The 17123-nt window shown below is 41.2% G+C and carries 17 protein-coding genes; 12 read left to right on the top strand and 5 right to left on the bottom strand.

Features of this window, described 5'->3' with window-relative positions:
• Window positions 1–71: 71 nt before the first annotated feature.
• From ISX45_RS19560 to ISX45_RS07530, 4 genes are all read left to right on the top strand, one after another.
• Complete coding sequence (locus ISX45_RS19560; RefSeq protein ID WP_228485667.1) at window positions 72–545, top strand: thermonuclease family protein; 474 nt, start codon at window positions 72–74, stop codon at window positions 543–545.
• The gene (locus ISX45_RS19555) at window positions 542–772 is read left to right on the top strand and encodes a sunset domain-containing protein (RefSeq protein ID WP_228485666.1); all 231 of its coding nucleotides are present in this window, start codon (window positions 542–544) and stop codon (window positions 770–772) included. Before ISX45_RS19560 ends, ISX45_RS19555 begins: the two co-directional genes overlap by 4 nt.
• A gap of 86 nt (window positions 773–858) precedes the next feature.
• A complete protein-coding gene (locus ISX45_RS07535) occupies window positions 859–2799 on the top strand; it encodes an electron transport protein (protein ID WP_194520409.1) in 1941 nt (646 codons plus the stop codon).
• Between the two features lie 78 nt (window positions 2800–2877).
• The gene (locus ISX45_RS07530) at window positions 2878–3021 is read left to right on the top strand and encodes a hypothetical protein (protein ID WP_194520408.1); all 144 of its coding nucleotides are present in this window, start codon (window positions 2878–2880) and stop codon (window positions 3019–3021) included.
• A gap of 19 nt (window positions 3022–3040) precedes the next feature.
• Here ISX45_RS07530 and ISX45_RS07525 read toward each other — a convergent pair whose 3' ends face one another.
• Together ISX45_RS07525 and ISX45_RS07520 are read right to left on the bottom strand one after the other, a co-directional pair.
• Window positions 3041–3406, bottom strand: a complete 366-nt coding sequence (locus tag ISX45_RS07525) for a hypothetical protein (RefSeq protein WP_194520407.1) — start codon at window positions 3404–3406, stop codon at window positions 3041–3043.
• Window positions 3407–3447: 41 nt separating this feature from the next.
• Window positions 3448–4569 (bottom strand): histidine kinase N-terminal domain-containing protein, encoded by a 1122-nt coding sequence (locus ISX45_RS07520; protein WP_194520406.1) that lies wholly within the window; start codon window positions 4567–4569, stop codon window positions 3448–3450.
• 219 nt (window positions 4570–4788) lie between these two features.
• Between ISX45_RS07520 and ISX45_RS07515 the strand changes: the two genes are divergently transcribed.
• From ISX45_RS07515 to ISX45_RS07505, 3 genes are read left to right on the top strand one after another with little or no spacing between them, the layout of a single operon-like run.
• Entirely contained in the window at window positions 4789–5790 is a 1002-nt protein-coding gene (locus tag ISX45_RS07515) for a YncE family protein (protein WP_194520405.1), read from the top strand.
• Complete coding sequence (locus ISX45_RS07510) at window positions 5762–6436, top strand: response regulator transcription factor (RefSeq protein ID WP_181556303.1); 675 nt, start codon at window positions 5762–5764, stop codon at window positions 6434–6436. The genes ISX45_RS07515 and ISX45_RS07510 overlap by 29 nt, the downstream gene beginning before the upstream one ends.
• Before the next feature lie 3 nt (window positions 6437–6439).
• Entirely contained in the window at window positions 6440–7846 is a 1407-nt protein-coding gene (locus tag ISX45_RS07505; RefSeq protein ID WP_194520404.1) for a sensor histidine kinase, read from the top strand.
• Window positions 7847–7919: 73 nt separating this feature from the next.
• On the opposite strand, the gene ISX45_RS07500 is transcribed toward ISX45_RS07505, so the two are convergent.
• Window positions 7920–8204: a hypothetical protein gene (locus ISX45_RS07500; protein ID WP_194520403.1), complete on the bottom strand. Its 285-nt coding sequence runs from the start codon at window positions 8202–8204 to the stop codon at window positions 7920–7922.
• 198 nt (window positions 8205–8402) lie between these two features.
• On the opposite strand from ISX45_RS07500, the gene cysK reads away from it, so the two are divergent.
• Complete coding sequence (gene cysK, locus ISX45_RS07495; protein WP_194520402.1) at window positions 8403–9326, top strand: cysteine synthase A; 924 nt, start codon at window positions 8403–8405, stop codon at window positions 9324–9326.
• A 662-nt stretch (window positions 9327–9988) separates the two neighbouring features.
• Window positions 9989–10627 carry a Bax inhibitor-1/YccA family protein gene (locus ISX45_RS07490; RefSeq protein ID WP_228485665.1) on the top strand — a complete coding sequence of 213 codons (639 nt, stop codon included), beginning with the start codon at window positions 9989–9991 and terminating at the stop codon, window positions 10625–10627.
• Window positions 10628–10715: 88 nt separating this feature from the next.
• Here ISX45_RS07490 and ISX45_RS07485 read toward each other — a convergent pair whose 3' ends face one another.
• Window positions 10716–11522 (bottom strand): ABC transporter permease subunit, encoded by an 807-nt coding sequence (locus ISX45_RS07485; protein ID WP_194520401.1) that lies wholly within the window; start codon window positions 11520–11522, stop codon window positions 10716–10718.
• Window positions 11519–12406: an ABC transporter ATP-binding protein gene (locus tag ISX45_RS07480; protein ID WP_194520400.1), complete on the bottom strand. Its 888-nt coding sequence runs from the start codon at window positions 12404–12406 to the stop codon at window positions 11519–11521. Before ISX45_RS07480 ends, ISX45_RS07485 begins: the two co-directional genes overlap by 4 nt.
• Before the next feature lie 161 nt (window positions 12407–12567).
• On the opposite strand from ISX45_RS07480, the gene ISX45_RS07475 reads away from it, so the two are divergent.
• The 3 genes from ISX45_RS07475 (at window position 12568) to ISX45_RS07465 (ending at window position 17095) form a co-directional block, all read left to right on the top strand.
• On the top strand, window positions 12568–13161 hold the full coding sequence (locus tag ISX45_RS07475; RefSeq protein ID WP_194520399.1) for a TetR/AcrR family transcriptional regulator: 594 nt from the start codon (window positions 12568–12570) through the stop codon (window positions 13159–13161).
• On the top strand, window positions 13151–14515 hold the full coding sequence (locus ISX45_RS07470; RefSeq protein WP_194520398.1) for an aldehyde dehydrogenase: 1365 nt from the start codon (window positions 13151–13153) through the stop codon (window positions 14513–14515). Before ISX45_RS07475 ends, ISX45_RS07470 begins: the two co-directional genes overlap by 11 nt.
• Before the next feature lie 327 nt (window positions 14516–14842).
• Window positions 14843–17095: a DEAD/DEAH box helicase gene (locus tag ISX45_RS07465; RefSeq protein WP_194520648.1), complete on the top strand. Its 2253-nt coding sequence runs from the start codon at window positions 14843–14845 to the stop codon at window positions 17093–17095.
• Window positions 17096–17123 lie beyond the last annotated feature (28 nt).

Genomic DNA, 17123 nt, shown 5'->3' with positions numbered 1-17123 from the left:
TTTATGAGTAGGAAAAGTAATAGGGAGTTGACAACGTCGTTATAATGAAGGAGAAGAAAGGAGGATAAACTTTGAATTTAATAAGAAAGAAATCATTACGAACATACATAGCGATTTTGCTTTGTTTTGCGTTTCTTGTTGGTTGCCAATCCTCTTCCCATCGAATTCCTGCTGAAGTAGTAAAAGTCGTTGATGGAGATACGCTAAGGGTCAAAGTGGGAAAAAAGGAAGAGACGGTACGAATGTTGCTCATTGATACACCGGAATCCGTACATCCAACGAAACCGGTACAGCCATTTGGTCTGGAAGCGAGTCGCTACGTCAAATCGTTATTACCGAAAGGAACGAATATCGAGCTTGAACTTGATGTAAGAGAGCGTGATAAATATGGTCGTCTTCTTGCTTACGTATGGTTCGGAAATACAATGGTGAATGAATTGTTACTAAAAAAAGGATATGCACGCGTCGCTTATGTATTTGAGCCGAATACGAAGTATGTCGATGAGTTTCGCAAGATTCAAGATGAGGCAAGAAAAAACGGTTGAAGATTTGGTCGATCGAAAATTATGCAACAGACCATGGATTTAATGATCAAGTTAGTGCAGAACATCAAACGTGCCAAAAACCAATGATTAAAGGGAACATTGCGAAAAACGGTAGGAAAATTTATCATGTGCCCGGCAGTCCGCAATATAAAGTGACAAAAGCAGAAGTGATGTTTTGTACAGAACAAGAAGCAAGGGCTGCGGGATTCCGTCCGCCGTCCCGTTAGTGATGAGTTTTGCACAAGCGACTAACGGAACAGAGAGAAGGATACAATATGCTTGGTGAAATTCTTCTCTATGGACGGTGGTTGCGATGCGAAAGAGGTATGTCGCTATAATAGTGGTGCTCCTATTGCTCATTGGAGGGGGAGTGCTATACCATTCGAACTTTGAGTACGCTCTATTGCCGGAGGAAAACGATATAAAGCAATATAAAGCGAATGAACAGAAAGGGTTTGATATTTGGGGAAAATGGATCAGTCAGCATGAAAGTAATACTCAAAAGTCGTCAACAAACGAAAAGAAAACTCTCTTTTCTCCAGAGCAAGGAGCTATCCCTATCGATGAACGCCTTTTAAAATTAGGGCGCGAAGTATTTTATAAGGAAACGTTTGGGAACGAAGTGTTTTTGACTGATATTATGGGGATTATCGATGGCCCGCTTACCATCGGGAATATGGCAAAAGCGATTCTTGACTTGAAAGGGAAGGGGACAACGAATTTAAAAGTCGAATTAGCAGAAGATATTACAATTGGAGACCGAACGTATAAAAAAGGCGAGAAAATTGATACAGGTATTGATGTTCCAAAAGGAGCTTATTCCCCGCTAGGAATGCCGGTTGTTTGGAGAGATGGAAAAATTCGCATCGGCATTAGCTGTGCAGCTTGCCATGCGACTGTTGATCCACATACGAAAAAGGTTATTGAAGGTGCTCCGAATAACGATTTAAATGCGGGGTTATTAATGGCTTTAGCAACGAACTCCTCCGCCTATTTTACACATGCCCATATAGAAGGATTGCAAAAATATATTCGTTCGCTTGATCGGAAAGTCATTGATTCGAAGGGAAAGGAAGCTATTTTACCTGACCCGGAAGCGCTTGAGAAAGAGGTAGATCGAATTTTTGCCAGTTGGCCAAGGGGAAATTTCGATTCAACGATTGATATGAAAGCCAATCCTTCACAAATTCCTGATTCTTTCACTTTAGGTGATCATCCGTATGGATGGAGCGGTTTTGCCGCGGCAGGGTCGTTTAACGGATTGACCGTTTTCAGCAATAATGTGCATGCACAAAACGCTGATTCTCTTGCGCAATCGGAAATTAGTGAACCATTATTTGGAATAGACGAGGAAGTGTATTTAGGGACGATATTGCAAAATGCAGCGAATCCAAAATTGCGATATAAGCCGACCACTGAAAGAAAACCGTCGGAATTTTTTCAATCCGTTGACCCGACCCCTGGTGTAGTGGGAGTCAATCAATTAGTGGCGCCTCCGCAATTTCCAAAAGTATCACTAGTCGCACCGGATGGCCTTATTGTGAGTGAAAAAGGCTTTCGTTTTAACGAGCAAAATAATGCGGTAGCTGCTTGGCAAAATACGTTAAATCCCCCAGATCCAAAGAAGCGTCCGACGGCTGAACAAATCGAGCGCGGTCGCGAAGTGTTTGTAAAAGCAGGATGCGTAAGCTGTCACGCCGGAGCGCATTTAACCAATCATCGCGTTGTTTCCTCGCAATTCATTGGCACAGAACCTTCGCGTGCCCAAGCGTTAAAGAAAACGGAAAAGGTATTTGGCGAAGCAGTTTTATATGCTCCAGATACACCTGTTCCGATTCCAAAAAATGCAAAAGTGTTAAAAGTGCCGACGGATCATTTAGATAAAGAACAAATTCGATTGGCGTTTGCTCATGGCAACTCTCCTGGAGGATATAAAGTGCCAAGTCTCATCGGACTTTACTGGACAGCCCCTTATCTCCATGACGGTGGCGTAGCAGTAGGACGAAATGGGGAGATCGGCATATCAGGTACAGTATTAAAAGGAATCGTCCCAGATCCACGCAATAGTTTGCGAGCACTGATGGATCGGAAGTTGCGGGAGCAGGTGATTAACGCGAACAAATCAAGTAAGCAACTTCAAGATGTGCATGTAAGCGGTGAAGGCCACCGCTATTGGATTGATGAAGCAAGTGGGTTTACAAAAGAAGAACAAGAAGCGGTCATTGACTATTTATTTTCCGTTACTTCGCCGTAACAGCGTCTTTTAGGGATTAGTTAACATGAAAAAATATGCTTCTTCCTGTCCAAACTAATGGGTAAAGGGGGGAGAAGCATGGGCGAAAAATGTTTTTACTGCGAATGTGAGTGCGAAGAGTCAAAAATGCACTATGTTTCTTTTTACACTTCTAACGAAGAACGAGAGGAAGTGTTATGCCCTGAATGCTATAAGGAATGGTTACATGGAATGAAAGGATGATGGAAACGCCGCCCCGTTGTTACATGGGGGCGGCGTTTTGTGTAAGAAGAGGCGGGACTTTTACAATGTTGTCAAGACTGCTTTTTTCATCGTAGGAGCGATAGACCATCGGAGAGGCATGAGCCGAAGAAATACAGATGAACAAAATGTGTTCTTTTTTCGTTTCCTCGCCGATCAGTCTTGTTTCCATCGACAATGTTGTGTTGCCTATTTTGAGAAAATAGAATCGGTATGTTAAACCAAGCCATGTGCGTTCCGTCACCGAAGTGTCCGAATGTTGTTGAATTAACTTCGCAATATCAGAAAAGGATCGTTTTTCTTGTTGTAGCCAATCGGTAATCGCTGTTGTTGCTTGTTTCATCCATTCTTTCCACGTTTCAAACATTTCGCTCACCTTTTTTTATTCTTAGTATGGCTTGGTCATATTTATACGATTCTCTTTTTTTCGAGCGGCAAGGAAATCGAGAAAGAAGTCGCTTGTTCATTGGAGGTACACGTGATATGCCCTCCATGCTTTTCGATAATTTTCTTACAAACATAAAGACCAATTCCTGTCCCCAATTTTTTTGTCGTAAAAAATGGTTCAAAAATAGTTTTTACAATTTCTGGTGGGATAGCTGGGCCGTTGTTGGAAATGTGAATGTGAGTGAAATTTCCTGAGACAGATGCACAAATGTGAATTCGTCGTGGCTTTGGTTTTTCTTTTACCGCTTCAATGGAGTTCAGCAAAATGTTGATAAATACTTGCCGCAATTGATCTTTATAGGCGAATACTCTTATATTTTTGTCAATCGCTGTTGATACTTCAGCATCTCCATCGACAAAGCTTGGATATAAAAATTCAATAATTTCCTCGAATAGTTCGTACAGAAAAAAGGTTTCTTTTTCACTTTCTAAAATATCTTTTCTCGATGCATGAAGGAACTGGGAAATTCGAAATTTTAACTGTTCGAGCTCATGTTCGATGATATCGAGATACTTTAAATCTGGGTGTTCAAATTTCAATAGTTGAATAAATCCCATAATCGAGGTGAGCGGATTGCGAAATTCGTGAACAAAGCTCGAAGACATTTGTCCAAGAAGTGTTAAGCGATCTTTGTGAGACTGAGTAATCAATAAGTTTTTCTCTTGCAGTTCCGCTTCTTTTAACTCCGTATATTTCGTAACCGCATAAAACGAAAAGTGATCGAACAAATAATTAATATCATCGATAAGTGGTTGCAATTCCTCAATCGGCAGGCCGGATTGGAGCGAGTATTTAATGACCAAACTCCGTCCGAGATTGGTGTTATAAACAAAGTCCCCAATATTGATATTCGCCTCTGCTCGTTCTTTCGCAATTTTGTAAGCTAATTGCTGGATTTCGTCGATGCATAAGCGGCGTCCCATCGCTGTTTTGACTAATTGAAACACGGCCAATCCATTATGTTCGACGCAGCCAATATATTTATCATGATTGGCGATATACATATGATTTTTCCAATGTTGGAGAAAATGGGAGAGATTCTGTTCTAAAAATTCGATCAATTTTTTGACAGAGGATTTCAAGCAATTCACCCCGTTTTCTATTCACCGTGACAATGGTTCTGTGATACAGTCATATGTAGTTGGTTTCTTATTTCTTATTATAAATGATAAAAGAAAAACATGAATAGAAGCAAAATAATATTTTTTATATAGGAGTCACGTGAAAAGTTAACAATACTTCACAAATCTTTCACAATATTCGTTTATAATCAACTTGTTTTTGAAAAAAAGGGGGAAATTATGAGACTCGTTTGTGCGTTAATCGTTAGTTTTTGTGTGTTATTAGCAGGGTGTGAAAGCGAGACGCTCCCCTCCATTTCGCGACAGATAGAAACGTTGATTAGCGTGAATGTAAAAGATGGAAGCGTTACATTTTTCGATTTGTACAAAGGAACTACAGTAGCGCAATGGAACTTGAAGCAACCTGTGAAAGGCGGGGCACTGTTTCCCGATGGAAATACGTTGTTATTGTATGGAGACGAATTGGACAGAGTGTATGCATACGATGTAGTGACCGGAAAGCTGAAAAACGAGTGGAAGACAGGAAAAGGAATTGTGAGCGCTCTTGTTTCGAACGATGGAAACCGTATTTTTCTTGCTGATGGGCGGCGAAAAGCGATACGAATGTTTCAAATGAACGGGAAGGAAAGCGGTGAAATCAAAGTCGGGAGTCAGCCGCTTACGTTGCTGCAAAATCGTACAGGAACGAGGTTATATGTCATCGATTTTTATGATGAAAAAGCCTATGTCATCGATGTGGACAAGCGGCAAGTGATGGATACATTCTCCGTTCCGAAATTTGCATTCGGGGGATTGCTTCGCGAACATGAACAAGAGCTTTGGGTTGGGGGGCATGGCAGCGGCAGTACGGTCGAAACAAAAATACACGTGTATTCATTAAAAACCGGTAAGCTTTTGAAATTAATTGACGCCCCAGATATGCCAGTGAGTTTTGTGGAAACAAACGAAGGCGTTTTTGGATTAAGCCATGGCTCGAACATGGTTCGAAAATGGAGCAAATCGGGGCAACAAGAGGCTTCATTAACCGTTGGAGCGAACCCTTTCACGATGATAGGAGCAAATGGGCGTTTATATGTCGCTAGCTATGATAGTGATGAGATTTATGTGATAGATGAGCGCACATTACGAATCGTCGCCCGCTGGAAAACCGGAAAAGGACCGTTTCAATTACTTATTCGAGGAGAGGATGTGCTTGGAAAAGAAAACAGTGTTAATCGTTGACGACGAGGAAGATATGCGATTTTTAGTGAGCATGTACTTAGAAAATTCAGGATTTGCTTGTTTGCAGGCAAAAGACGGTGAAGAGGCATTGCAAATCATAAGGAGAGAACAAGTGGATTTGATTTTGCTTGATATTATGATGCCGAAGATGGACGGGTTTACGTTGTGCGCGCGCATTCGCGAACAATCTGATGTGCCGGTGCTGTTTTTAACAGCAAGAGGAGACGAATGGGACAAAGTAAAGGGATTAAAGCTTGGCGGGGATGATTACATTGTTAAACCGTTTAGCCCAGGTGAGCTCATTGCCCGAATTGAAGCGGTCATGCGGCGTGTATATCAGGAGAAGCATCGAAACGGAGGACTTTCTTTCGGACCGCTTTGTATTGATGAAAAAGGAAGAAAAGTAACAGTGGATGGAGAAACAATCGTGTTAACGTTAAAAGAATTTGACTTACTTCTCTTTCTTGCCAAACATCATGGACAAGTATTCAGCCGGGATGATTTGCTTGTACGCGTATGGGGATATGATTATACAGGCAATGCAAGAACAGTCGATACGCATATTAAAACATTGCGCATCAAGTTGAAGCAAGGAAGCCATTTCATTAAAACGGTATGGGGAATTGGCTATAAGTTTGAGGTGTAACGAATGCGACCAAGGTCGATGACATTAATGCAAAAAATTTGGCTTACGATTAGTATGGGTGTAATTGTCACCGTATCGTTTTCTTATTTTCTTTTAAATTATTTTTATCAAAAATTATATGTAGATAAAGTTGAGCAGACATTAATTGAAGAAGGGAAAAACTTAGCGGGCGATTATCACGGCGGACCGATTACAGCAAGTTATCGAAAGCAAGTGGAATGGTATAATGAAAAATCGACAGCGGAAGTGTTGTTAGTCAATAACCCGCGAGAATTAAGCGCGTGTTTGCCGTTTCAAATTGATTACGATTCGTTAATTAGCGAGTCAGACCGCGCCAAACTGTTAAACGGTGACATTGTAACAAAGATCGGTTATGAAAAGCGATTTGGCCACAAAATTATGGGCATCATTGTTCCGCTTTTAGATGAACATCGGTTAGAAGGGGTGCTTTATCTCTATATTCCTCTAGCGAGCATTCAAGATATGACAAAAGAAGTCGCTGATATTTGGATTCCGCTGGCGCTCGTGTTTGTAGTGATGTTGCTTGCTGTGGGAAAAAGAATGGCTCGTCACATCGCTGGACCGTTAAAAGAAATGGAAGAAGTGGCGTACAAAATGTCACAAGGGGATTATAAAGCACAAATTCCGATTCGTACGGATGATGAAGTGGGAAGGTTAGCAAAAGCCTTCAACGTGATGGCTAGATCGATTGATGAAGAAGATATGAGAAAGCGGGAATTTTTAGCGAATGTCTCTCATGAGTTGCGAACGCCATTAAGTTATGTCAAAGGATATAGTGAAGCCATTCTTGAAGGAATGGTGAAAACGAAAGACGATGAAGAGAAGTATGTAAGATTGATTCACCGTGAAGCGAGCCGAATGGAGCGGCTTGTCCGCGACTTGCTCGATTTAGCACAGCTGGAAGGAAAAAGTGTTCCGCTGCGGAAAGTTCCTCTTGTGTTTTCCCAAGTGATTGAAGATACATTAGCTAAGTATGAACCATTTTTGTGCGAAAAACAATTGTCTCTGACGACGGATTTAAACCCGGACATTATCATTGAAGGTGATGGTGACCGAATAGAACAAGTCATCCATAATCTTCTGGATAACGCAATTCGCTATACGCCAAACGGTGGAACGATTCATGTACAGCTTGAGCAAACCGATCCTCGCCATTGTCAGCTGATGATTCGTGATTCAGGGAAAGGTATTCCAAAAGAGAAACTTCCATTCCTTGGTCAAAGATTTTTCCGCGTTGATGAGGCGCGGACAAGAAAAGAAGGAGGAACGGGATTAGGATTAGCGATTGTCAAGCAAATTATTTACCTTCATGGCGGAACGGTGTCGTTTTCAAGTGAGGAAGGGAAAGGGACAGCTGTTTTCATTCATCTGCCTATATGGACAGAATAAACGAAAAGGGGACGGACCGTGAGGGGAGGTCCTCTTGATTTTTAGGCGGCTATTGTTTCTGTTTCTTTTTCGATTATGCACGCAGCATTTTTGCCGCTAAGAAAATACCCGTCCAAATGCTAATCGAGGTGAGCTTGTTTGCTTCTTTACTCATTGCGTACCATCTGAAGCAATAGTTACGATTGTTTCTTTTTCGTCGTTCAGTTTGACGATGTACATTCCATGATTCGTGACCCCCTACATCATTTAAGTCGAAAGCACATGTTTCACCGTCTTTTTCCACGGCATCGAACATGGAAATATGTTCGCCATGTCCATCACGATGATGCGAGTGATGGTTAATGCTCCCATGAGCCACCGCTCCGTTAATAATAAACCTGCTCCTGTTTCGATAAAATGTACTTTTTCATAGTCTTCCTCCCATTTCTAATGCTTCATGATAAAGGCAAGATGTGTGCCGAATACGATAATGATGACAAATGTGTGAAGCATTGAAAGGAAATGATGAAAGTCATATAATCAAGTAAGAATGAGCGAATAAAGGTTGGAGATGCCGATGAAACGATACGAATCAATCCTAGATTTAATCGGGAATACGCCGGTTGTAAAACTAAACCGAATTCCTGACCCGCATGGAGCAGATGTATATATAAAATTGGAATCTTTTAATCCGGGAGGAAGTGTCAAAGACAGGGCTGCGCTCAATATGATTCGCCGGGCCGAAATGGCAGGAAAGATTATTCCCGGAAAAAGCACGATTATTGAGCCGACTTCAGGGAATACCGGAATTGGTCTGGCGATGGTATGTGCTGCAAAAGGCTACCGATGCATCATTACGATGCCGGATAATGCGACAGTGGAGCGGGTCAAAATTTTAAAAGCGTATGGGGCAGAAGTGTATTTGACTCCAGCTGAGCTGCGCATGCAAGGAGCGATTGATGAAGCAAATCGGCTTGCTGCGCAAATTCCGAATAGTTTTATCCCGATGCAATTTGAGAATGCGGCCAATCCGGATGCGCACCGTCACAGTACAGCGATAGAAATTTTGGAGGCGTTTGATGGGAAGCTCGATGCGTTTGTCTTAACAGCCGGTACGGGCGGAACGGTAACGGGAACAGGAGAGGAATTGAAGAAACATATTCCCCACTTACGAATTTATGTTGTCGAACCATATGGCTCGCCTGTGTTGTCAGGTGGAAAACCGGGCCCGCATAAAATTCCCGGAACCGGTCCAGGTTTTATTCCGAAAATATTAAATCGTAATATTTACGATGACATTTTTTTAATTAAGGATGAAGATGCGCAAATGATGTCGCGCCGTCTTGCTGCCGAGGAAGGAATTCTCGTTGGCGCTTCAGCAGGTGCCGCAGCCTATTACGCCATCGAAGTAGCCAAACGCCTTCCTAAGGAAGCACGTGTTCTTTGTATGGTCCCAGATTCCGGGGAGCGATATTTGTCTTCGGATTTATTTGCGGATTAATTTCTAAATGTCAAAAAGCTCGCATGATCGCGAGCTTTTTATCGTATCAGATATGTATGTATATCTTGCTTCCTTTTTGTAGAGAATGGTCTAGCGTAACTAAAAATCCCATTTGTATTCGTATCGAGTCATTTGTGTACGGATGAATGCAAAGGTTTCAAAAGCATTCCGTGGATAATGGCCATGTAAAATGGAATTTTTCACAGTCAATCTTTCAGGTTGTAATAAACACCGATCAATACGACGAATGGAAAAGTAAGTATCATTGTTGTCAATGGTAGTTAGAAACACAGGGGAAAATACGGTGCGGATACGAAAAAAATCTCGCTTGACAAAGATATAACAAGGAATATTTCCAATGACGACAGCTAGCAAAAATAACGATCTACAGCCTTTTTAGTTGATACGTAAAAAGGAATTACCTCAATATTGTTCCTAAAGAAAAAATCGTTTATAAAAATGCTACTCCACTTTAAGCTTCTTTTTGGATTAGCATAGAGTAAAAAAACGGTTCAGTAACGGCAGAGTTTTCGATAGCCGATTTATAATCACGTTGATATCCATTAGACATTTCATTTTTCTTCTTTTATAACAAAAAAGATCCAACAAACCAATGACCAATAAGCCGCAATATGATAAACTGAGTAAAAAAGGGGGAATGAATGGTGAATTATTCATCAACGTATTCATCGAGTCCAATTGCGAAATTAGTGTTTACGTTTTTGGTTGCATTAGCGGTAGCTACAGGGGGATTATACGTCGGTCAATGGATTCCCGCAACAATGTACTTTCCACTCCTCGTACTAGAATTGATTTTACTGATTGTGATGATATTCGCAAGAAGCAAAAGAGCAGTCGGCTATCCACTTATGTATAGTTTTATGTTTGTTTCTGGTGCGACGTTATTTCCGCTCATTGCACAGTATATTGCGATCATTGGCGCGGCTGCGGTGTTAAAAGGGTTTGCATTAGCGGTTGTATCCTTTACGGGAGTAGCGCTTTATGCAGCGAAAACGAAAGAGGACTTCTCCTTTCTTGGCAGCTTTTTAATGATGGGAGCATTTGCTTTACTCGGCTTACTCCTCATTCAATTTTTTATTCCGTTTTCTAGTGTCGGGCAAATGGGCATTTCCGCATTAGGGATTTTGATTTTTCTTGGATTTACGATTTACGACATCAATCGGTTAGCACGTTACGGATTTTCTGAAGCGGACATTCCGATGATTGTCGTCAATATCTATCTCGATTTTATTAACTTATTTACTTACATTTTACGTTTTTTCGCAAGCGATGAAGATTGATCGAACCTTTATACAAAAAGGACTGTTTCCTCTATTGGTTAGGGAACAGTCCTTTTTCATTGTACACAAGCTATTTGATTGCAAGAAGTCAGATCGCTAAATCGCGCTTCGAAAAGATAAGGATGGCCATTATATAGCTGATCATACCTAACGCAAATAAAAGAATGCATACAGGAAGAAGATCTGCATTTCCTTGAGCAATTTCTGCTGGCTGAAACGTCGCAAATAGAGAGATGTTTCTTAGCCATTCTACTTTCTCAGCCAATTTACCGACTAAATCGAAGCAGTAGAATAAGAAAGTGACACCTGCTGATAAAGACAATGCCTGTTTTTCGTCATTGACAATGGCTGAAAAGAAAAAAGAATAGCCACTGATGGCAAAAAATAGTAGAAGGCCGACAAGATTCATTTGGATAAATAACGAGCGATCAAGTGAGTAGTCAGAAACGAGCCACTCGGCACCAGCGATTCCAGCTATTGTTGTGATAAAAACAATTGTTACTATACCTGTTAAAAGGACAAGTGCTTGGGTAAAAGCGATTTTTTGCCGGGAATTCGGCGTTGCAAGCAAATACGCTATCGACCCGCGATCGATTAACCGCGCCATGAGCTGATTGGCTGTCATGATGCAGTAAATCGAAAGGATTAAAATGAAAAGTAAGCTATAATATTCTCCGGCGACAAATTCGGTCAGATTTCCCATGCCGGTATTCAAGCCAAATGCTTTGAGCCATTGCTCTGGCATTTGTTTTAATAACTTTTCCATTGCTTGTGAATCGGCAATGGACGGATATATCCCGACAATTAATAACAGATAAAAGGCAGAGCCGATGGAGTAACTCAATATGGTTTTGCCATGAACTTTTAGCATTTGCTTGTATAAGGCGAAATTCATCGCTCATCACCTCGCCGATCGTAATAATTCATAAAGATGTCTTCCAGACTTTGCACATGCACATCCATACTTTGAACGTTGTATTTGGCAAGTTCGCGGATAAATGTATCATAATTTCCTTGCACAGCGATCCGCACACGATTGCCGTTATGGCTGATAATGTCTAATGGTGATTGCAAAAGATCTTGAACCTCTGACTCAGATGTTAAGACGACATCAAATAGTTTTCGTTGCATCGATTGAAGTTCGTGAATATTTTTCACGGCAATGATTCGCCCATCTTTGATAATGGCAGCCCGGTCGCATGTTCTTTCAATCTCAGGAAAACTATGCGATGACATGAAAAACGTCTTTCCTTTTTTCTTTTCTTCAAGAACAATCTCAATAAACGTTTGTTGCATAAGCGGATCGAGACCGGATGTCGGCTCGTCAAGAATAATCACTTCGGGATCGTGCATAAACGCGGCAACGATTCCAACTTTTTGCTTCATTCCTTTTGACATTTTTCGTATTGGCGTGTGAACATCAAATTGAAGTCTTTCGATAAGTTCATCGCGGTATTTGAAGTTTTTCATTCCGCGCATTCCAGCTAGTAAGTTTAAAAATTCGAATCCTGTCATTCCTTCGAGGAACGAGATTTCACCGGGCAAGTATCCTATATGTTTCTGAACCGAGGATGCTTCGTTCCAACAATTGAAATTGTTAATTGATGCCGTCCCTTTTGTCGGCTTCATAAAGCCCATTAAATGTCTAATGGTTGTTGATTTGCCTGCACCGTTTGGTCCTAAAAAACCAAACACTTCACCTTTTTCGACAGTAAAGGTGACATCAAAAATTCCTTTGCCATTCGGAAAAACTTTTGTTAATCCTTGCAGTTGAATCATAATGTTCCACCTCCGAGGTGAAAATGAAATTTTTTATGATGAATATTTCATTTTTCATCATACGCTTTTATTATTTCATCGTCAATGAGTTTTGAAATATTTATTTATAATTATTTCATTAAATGTCATAATAGAAGTATAAAAAGGAGGAAGGTGGTACGATGAGCGGCTTTGCCAAGCGGACAGAAAGAAAAAAACAAGATATTAAACGAGCGACTTTAGAAATGTTAAAAGATACAGATCCGAAAAATATTAAAATCAGCGATATTGCCAAAAAAGCAAATGTGTCGCAAGTGACGATTTACAATCATTTTCACAGTAAGGAACAGCTGATCAGAGAAGTCATCATTGAATATCTCATTGAGCAAGTGGAGCAACGTGAACAATTTTTAAAAGCGGACCGTCCATTTCAAGAAAAAGTCGAATATATTATTTTTGAAAAGAAAAGGGCGATTCGACAAATTCGTGTAGATCTTTTTCAAAACTTGATGAAAGAAGATGAACAAATTCGGAACGTCGTAGAATCTTTATATCAAACCCGGCTCATTCCGCTGTTTATCGAAATGGTCAAGGAGGCACAACAAAAACGAGAAATCGCCCCGAATATTTCGATCGACACACTGTTATTTTATTTAAAAATATGGAGAGAAATGGGGGATCGACTCCATCCATCTTTGTATGATGAACGGTTTACGGAAGAACTTGCTCGTTTATTTTTCTATGGGGTGAAGGGGGCGGACTGTCATGAGTGCTGAACTCCTAGCCAAGCAACAACAATATTTTCGCACCGGAGAAACGACGAGTGTTAAATTTCGCCTAAAGCAGCTGAAAAAGCTAAAAGAGGCAATTGAATCATACGAAGAACAAATCATGGAAACATTGTATGAGGAATTGCGAAAATCACCGCTTGAAGCATATAGCATGGAAATTGGTTTCGTATATAAGGAAATCCGCTTTATGATGAAGCACTTGCGAAAATGGACAAAGCCGAAGCGGGTAAAAACGCCGCTGACGCATTTGGGGGCGAAAAGTTTTCTTTACCCGGAACCATATGGAGTGAGCCTCATTATCGCTCCTTGGAATTATCCGTTTCAGCTTGCAATCGCTCCGTTAGTGGGAGCCATCGCTGCAGGAAATTGTGCAATTGTGAAGCCATCAGAGTATACGCCGAAGATGTCGGCACTTTTGAAAAAAATCATTTCTAAGGCGTTTGATGAGCAGTATGTGGCGGTCGTGGAAGGGGGAGTTGACGTCAGTACGGAACTATTAAAGTTGCGCTTTGATCATATTTTTTTCACCGGAAGCGTTCCGGTTGGAAAAATCGTGATGGAAGCGGCGAGTCGACATCTCACTCCGCTAACGCTTGAATTAGGGGGAAAGAGTCCTGCGATTGTCGATGAAACGGCGAACCTTGAACGGGCGGCAAAACGGCTTGTTTGGGGAAAGTTCGCGAATGCTGGGCAGACGTGTATCGCCCCTGATTATTTATTGGTGCACGAAGCGGTAAAAGAGCAGCTTCTTGAAAAGATGAAGCATTATATTCGGGAGTTTTACGGAGAACAGCCAGAAACAAGCGAGCATTATGCGAAAATCGTGAGCGAACGTCACACAAAACGGCTGGTTTCTTTTTTGCACCAAGGAACGATCGTACACGGTGGACGATATGAGATCGAACAGCGATGGATCGAACCGACCATCATCGCAGGGGTCTCATGGGATGATCCAATCATGCAAGAAGAAATTTTCGGACCGATTTTACCTGTATTTGCTTTTACGTCCATTGATGAAGTGATTGCGAGCATTCATCGTTATGAAAAGCCGCTTGCTTTGTATATATTTTCCGAAAATCACCGCGTTCAACAACACATAATCGAGCGCGTGAGCTTTGGCGGTGGCTGCATTAACGATACGCTTATGCATATTGCAACACCATACTTACCGTTTGGCGGCGTTGGTCAAAGCGGGTTTGGCGCTTATCATGGAAAGGCGAGTTTTGATGCATTTTCCCATTATAAAAGCGTTCTGAAACAAACGACAGCGTTAGATTTGTCAATTCGGTACCCGAATCATCCGAATGCGTTAAAATGGATGAAGCGGTTGTTAAAATAGTATGGAAAAAAGTTGGGCTCACTTTGTTTTAGAGAGAAGAAGACGCCCTTGAATGAGGAAACCGATAGATGGAAACATCTCTAGGGATTGTCGGGTGATACTCACAGCCGTTCTTTTGCCCATCAGCGCTTTCTTCAAATGTTTTATTCATTAGGGGACTAATATGAGCTTTGCCTAAAAACAAACTAAACCATGTTCTCACCGCATAATCCGAAAATAACCCTCCGGCTGATCCCGGTGTTATAACGGGGGATAATATTATTTTTATAGAAAGCATGATAGATTTTTGATTAAAATAAGAGTTGGATTGAATGAGGTGAGGAAATGATGAAGAAAAAAAGCCTTTCTGAATTGATAGAAGAATTGAGAGGCAATCCAAATGTCGTATATTGGTATGAAATTGAACCACAAGAGGCGAAAACGGTTCCTATGCCGGACACGATCGATCAACGTCTTCGAAAAGCCTTAGAACAAAGAGGAATTGCTGCACTTTATACGCATCAATATTCTGCTTACGAAGCGATTCAAGAAGGGAAAAATATTGTAGCAGTTACCCCAACGGCTTCTGGGAAGACTCTTTGTTATAACTTGCCAGTTCTGCAGGCGATTGCTGAAGATGAGAACAGCCGAGCGCTTTACTTATTTCCGACAAAAGCACTTGCGCAAGATCAAAAAAGTGAGTTAAACGAAATTATTGAGGAAATGGGAATTCCAATTAATAGTTATACGTATGATGGAGATACAGCACCAAGTATCCGCCAAAAAATTCGTAAGGCAGGCCATATTGTTATTACAAATCCAGATATGCTTCATTCTGCGATTTTACCGCATCATACAAAATGGGTATCATTATTTGAAAATCTAAAATATGTGGTGATTGATGAGCTTCACACGTATCGCGGGGTATTTGGGAGTCATGTTGCCAATGTGATTAGGCGCTTAAAACGCATTTGTCGCTTTTATGGAAGCAATCCTCAGTTTATTTGCACATCAGCAACAATTGCCAATCCAAAAGAGCTTGCAGAAAATTTAACTGGAGAACCGATGGCTCTTATTGATAATAATGGGGCTCCTAGAGGGCGGAAGCATTTTGTTTTCTATAACCCACCTGTAATAAACAAGCCGTTAAACATTCGGAAAAGCGCCACAGTAGAGGTCAATCACCTCGCCAAAGAATTTTTGAAAAATCATGTCCAGACCATTGTTTTTGCGCGTAGCCGTGTGCGTGTAGAAGTCATTTTGAGCCATATTCAGGAACTTGTTAAGGATGAGCTAGGCCCTAAAACGATTCGTGGTTACCGTGGCGGGTATTTGCCAAAACAGAGGAGAGAAATTGAAAAAGGCTTGCGGAGTGGCGAGATTATAGGAGTCGTTAGCACAAATGCCTTAGAGCTTGGAGTCGATATTGGACAACTTCAAGTATGTATTATGACAGGATATCCGGGAACGGTCGCCAGTACATGGCAACAAGCTGGACGGGCTGGGCGAAGACATGGAGATTCGCTCATTATTATGGTGGCGAGTTCTGCCCCCATGGACCAATATATTGTACAGCATCCTGAGTACTTTTTTAATCGCTCCCCGGAATCGGCGCGAATTAATCCGGATAATTTAATTATTCTTGTTGATCATTTGAAATGTGCAGCATATGAATTACCCTTTCGCAAAGGGGAAAAATTCGGTCATATCGAAGTTGATGAAATCATGGAATTTCTTGCTGAGCAACGAGTGCTTCACTACAGTGGTGGGAAATGGCATTGGATGAACGAATCGTTTCCAGCGCATAATATTAGTTTACGTTCAGCATCGCAGGAAAATGTGGTCATTATTGATATTTCGAATACTGCAAATCATAAAGTGATAGGGGAAATGGACCGTTTTAGTGCGATGACTCTATTGCATGAGGAAGCGATTTACCTTCATGAAGGTGTGCAGTATCAAGTAGAGAAGCTGGATTGGGAAGAGAAAAAAGCGTATGTAAGAGAAGTGAATGTAGAATATTTCACTGATGCAAACCTCGCTGTCCAACTAAAGGTTCTCGAGGAAGATAAAGCAGAGGAAAGGAATTTTGTGCGTTTACATTATGGTGATGTTACTGTAAACGCTCTTCCGACGATATTCAAGAAGATCAAGTTAAGCACGTTCGAAAATATAGGCTCCGGCCCGATCCATTTACCTGAAGAGGAACTGCATACTAGTTCTACATGGATTGATTTTTCCGAAGAGGTATTTCCTTTAGGTACTCAAACGATAGAACAAGTGCTAATGGGAATTTCGAATGTTTTAAGTAATTTAGTTCCTGTATTTGTCATGTGTGATCGTGGAGATGTACATGTCGTACCGCAAATCAAAGCAGCTCATTCTGGTTTGCCAACGATCTTTTTGTATGACCGCTATCCGGGCGGTATTGGGTTATCAGAAGAAGTGTTTAAGCGTTATGATGAAATCATGAGGGAAGTTAAAAAAGTGATTGAAAGCTGTCCATGTGATAAGGGATGCCCTTCCTGCATTGGGGTTATAGAAGAAGCAACTGATAATATTAAGCAAACCATTTTAGCGTTTTTGGATAAGCTTGTATAAAAGAGCAATACGTGTGTTTGTGCTATAC

The sequence above is a fragment of the Thermaerobacillus caldiproteolyticus genome (genome assembly GCF_015326725.1).
Taxonomy (GTDB): Bacteria; Bacillota; Bacilli; order Bacillales; family Anoxybacillaceae; genus Thermaerobacillus; species Thermaerobacillus caldiproteolyticus.
The sequence above is the reverse complement of the archived record's forward strand: the minus strand, read 5'-3'. Positions and strand labels throughout refer to the sequence as shown.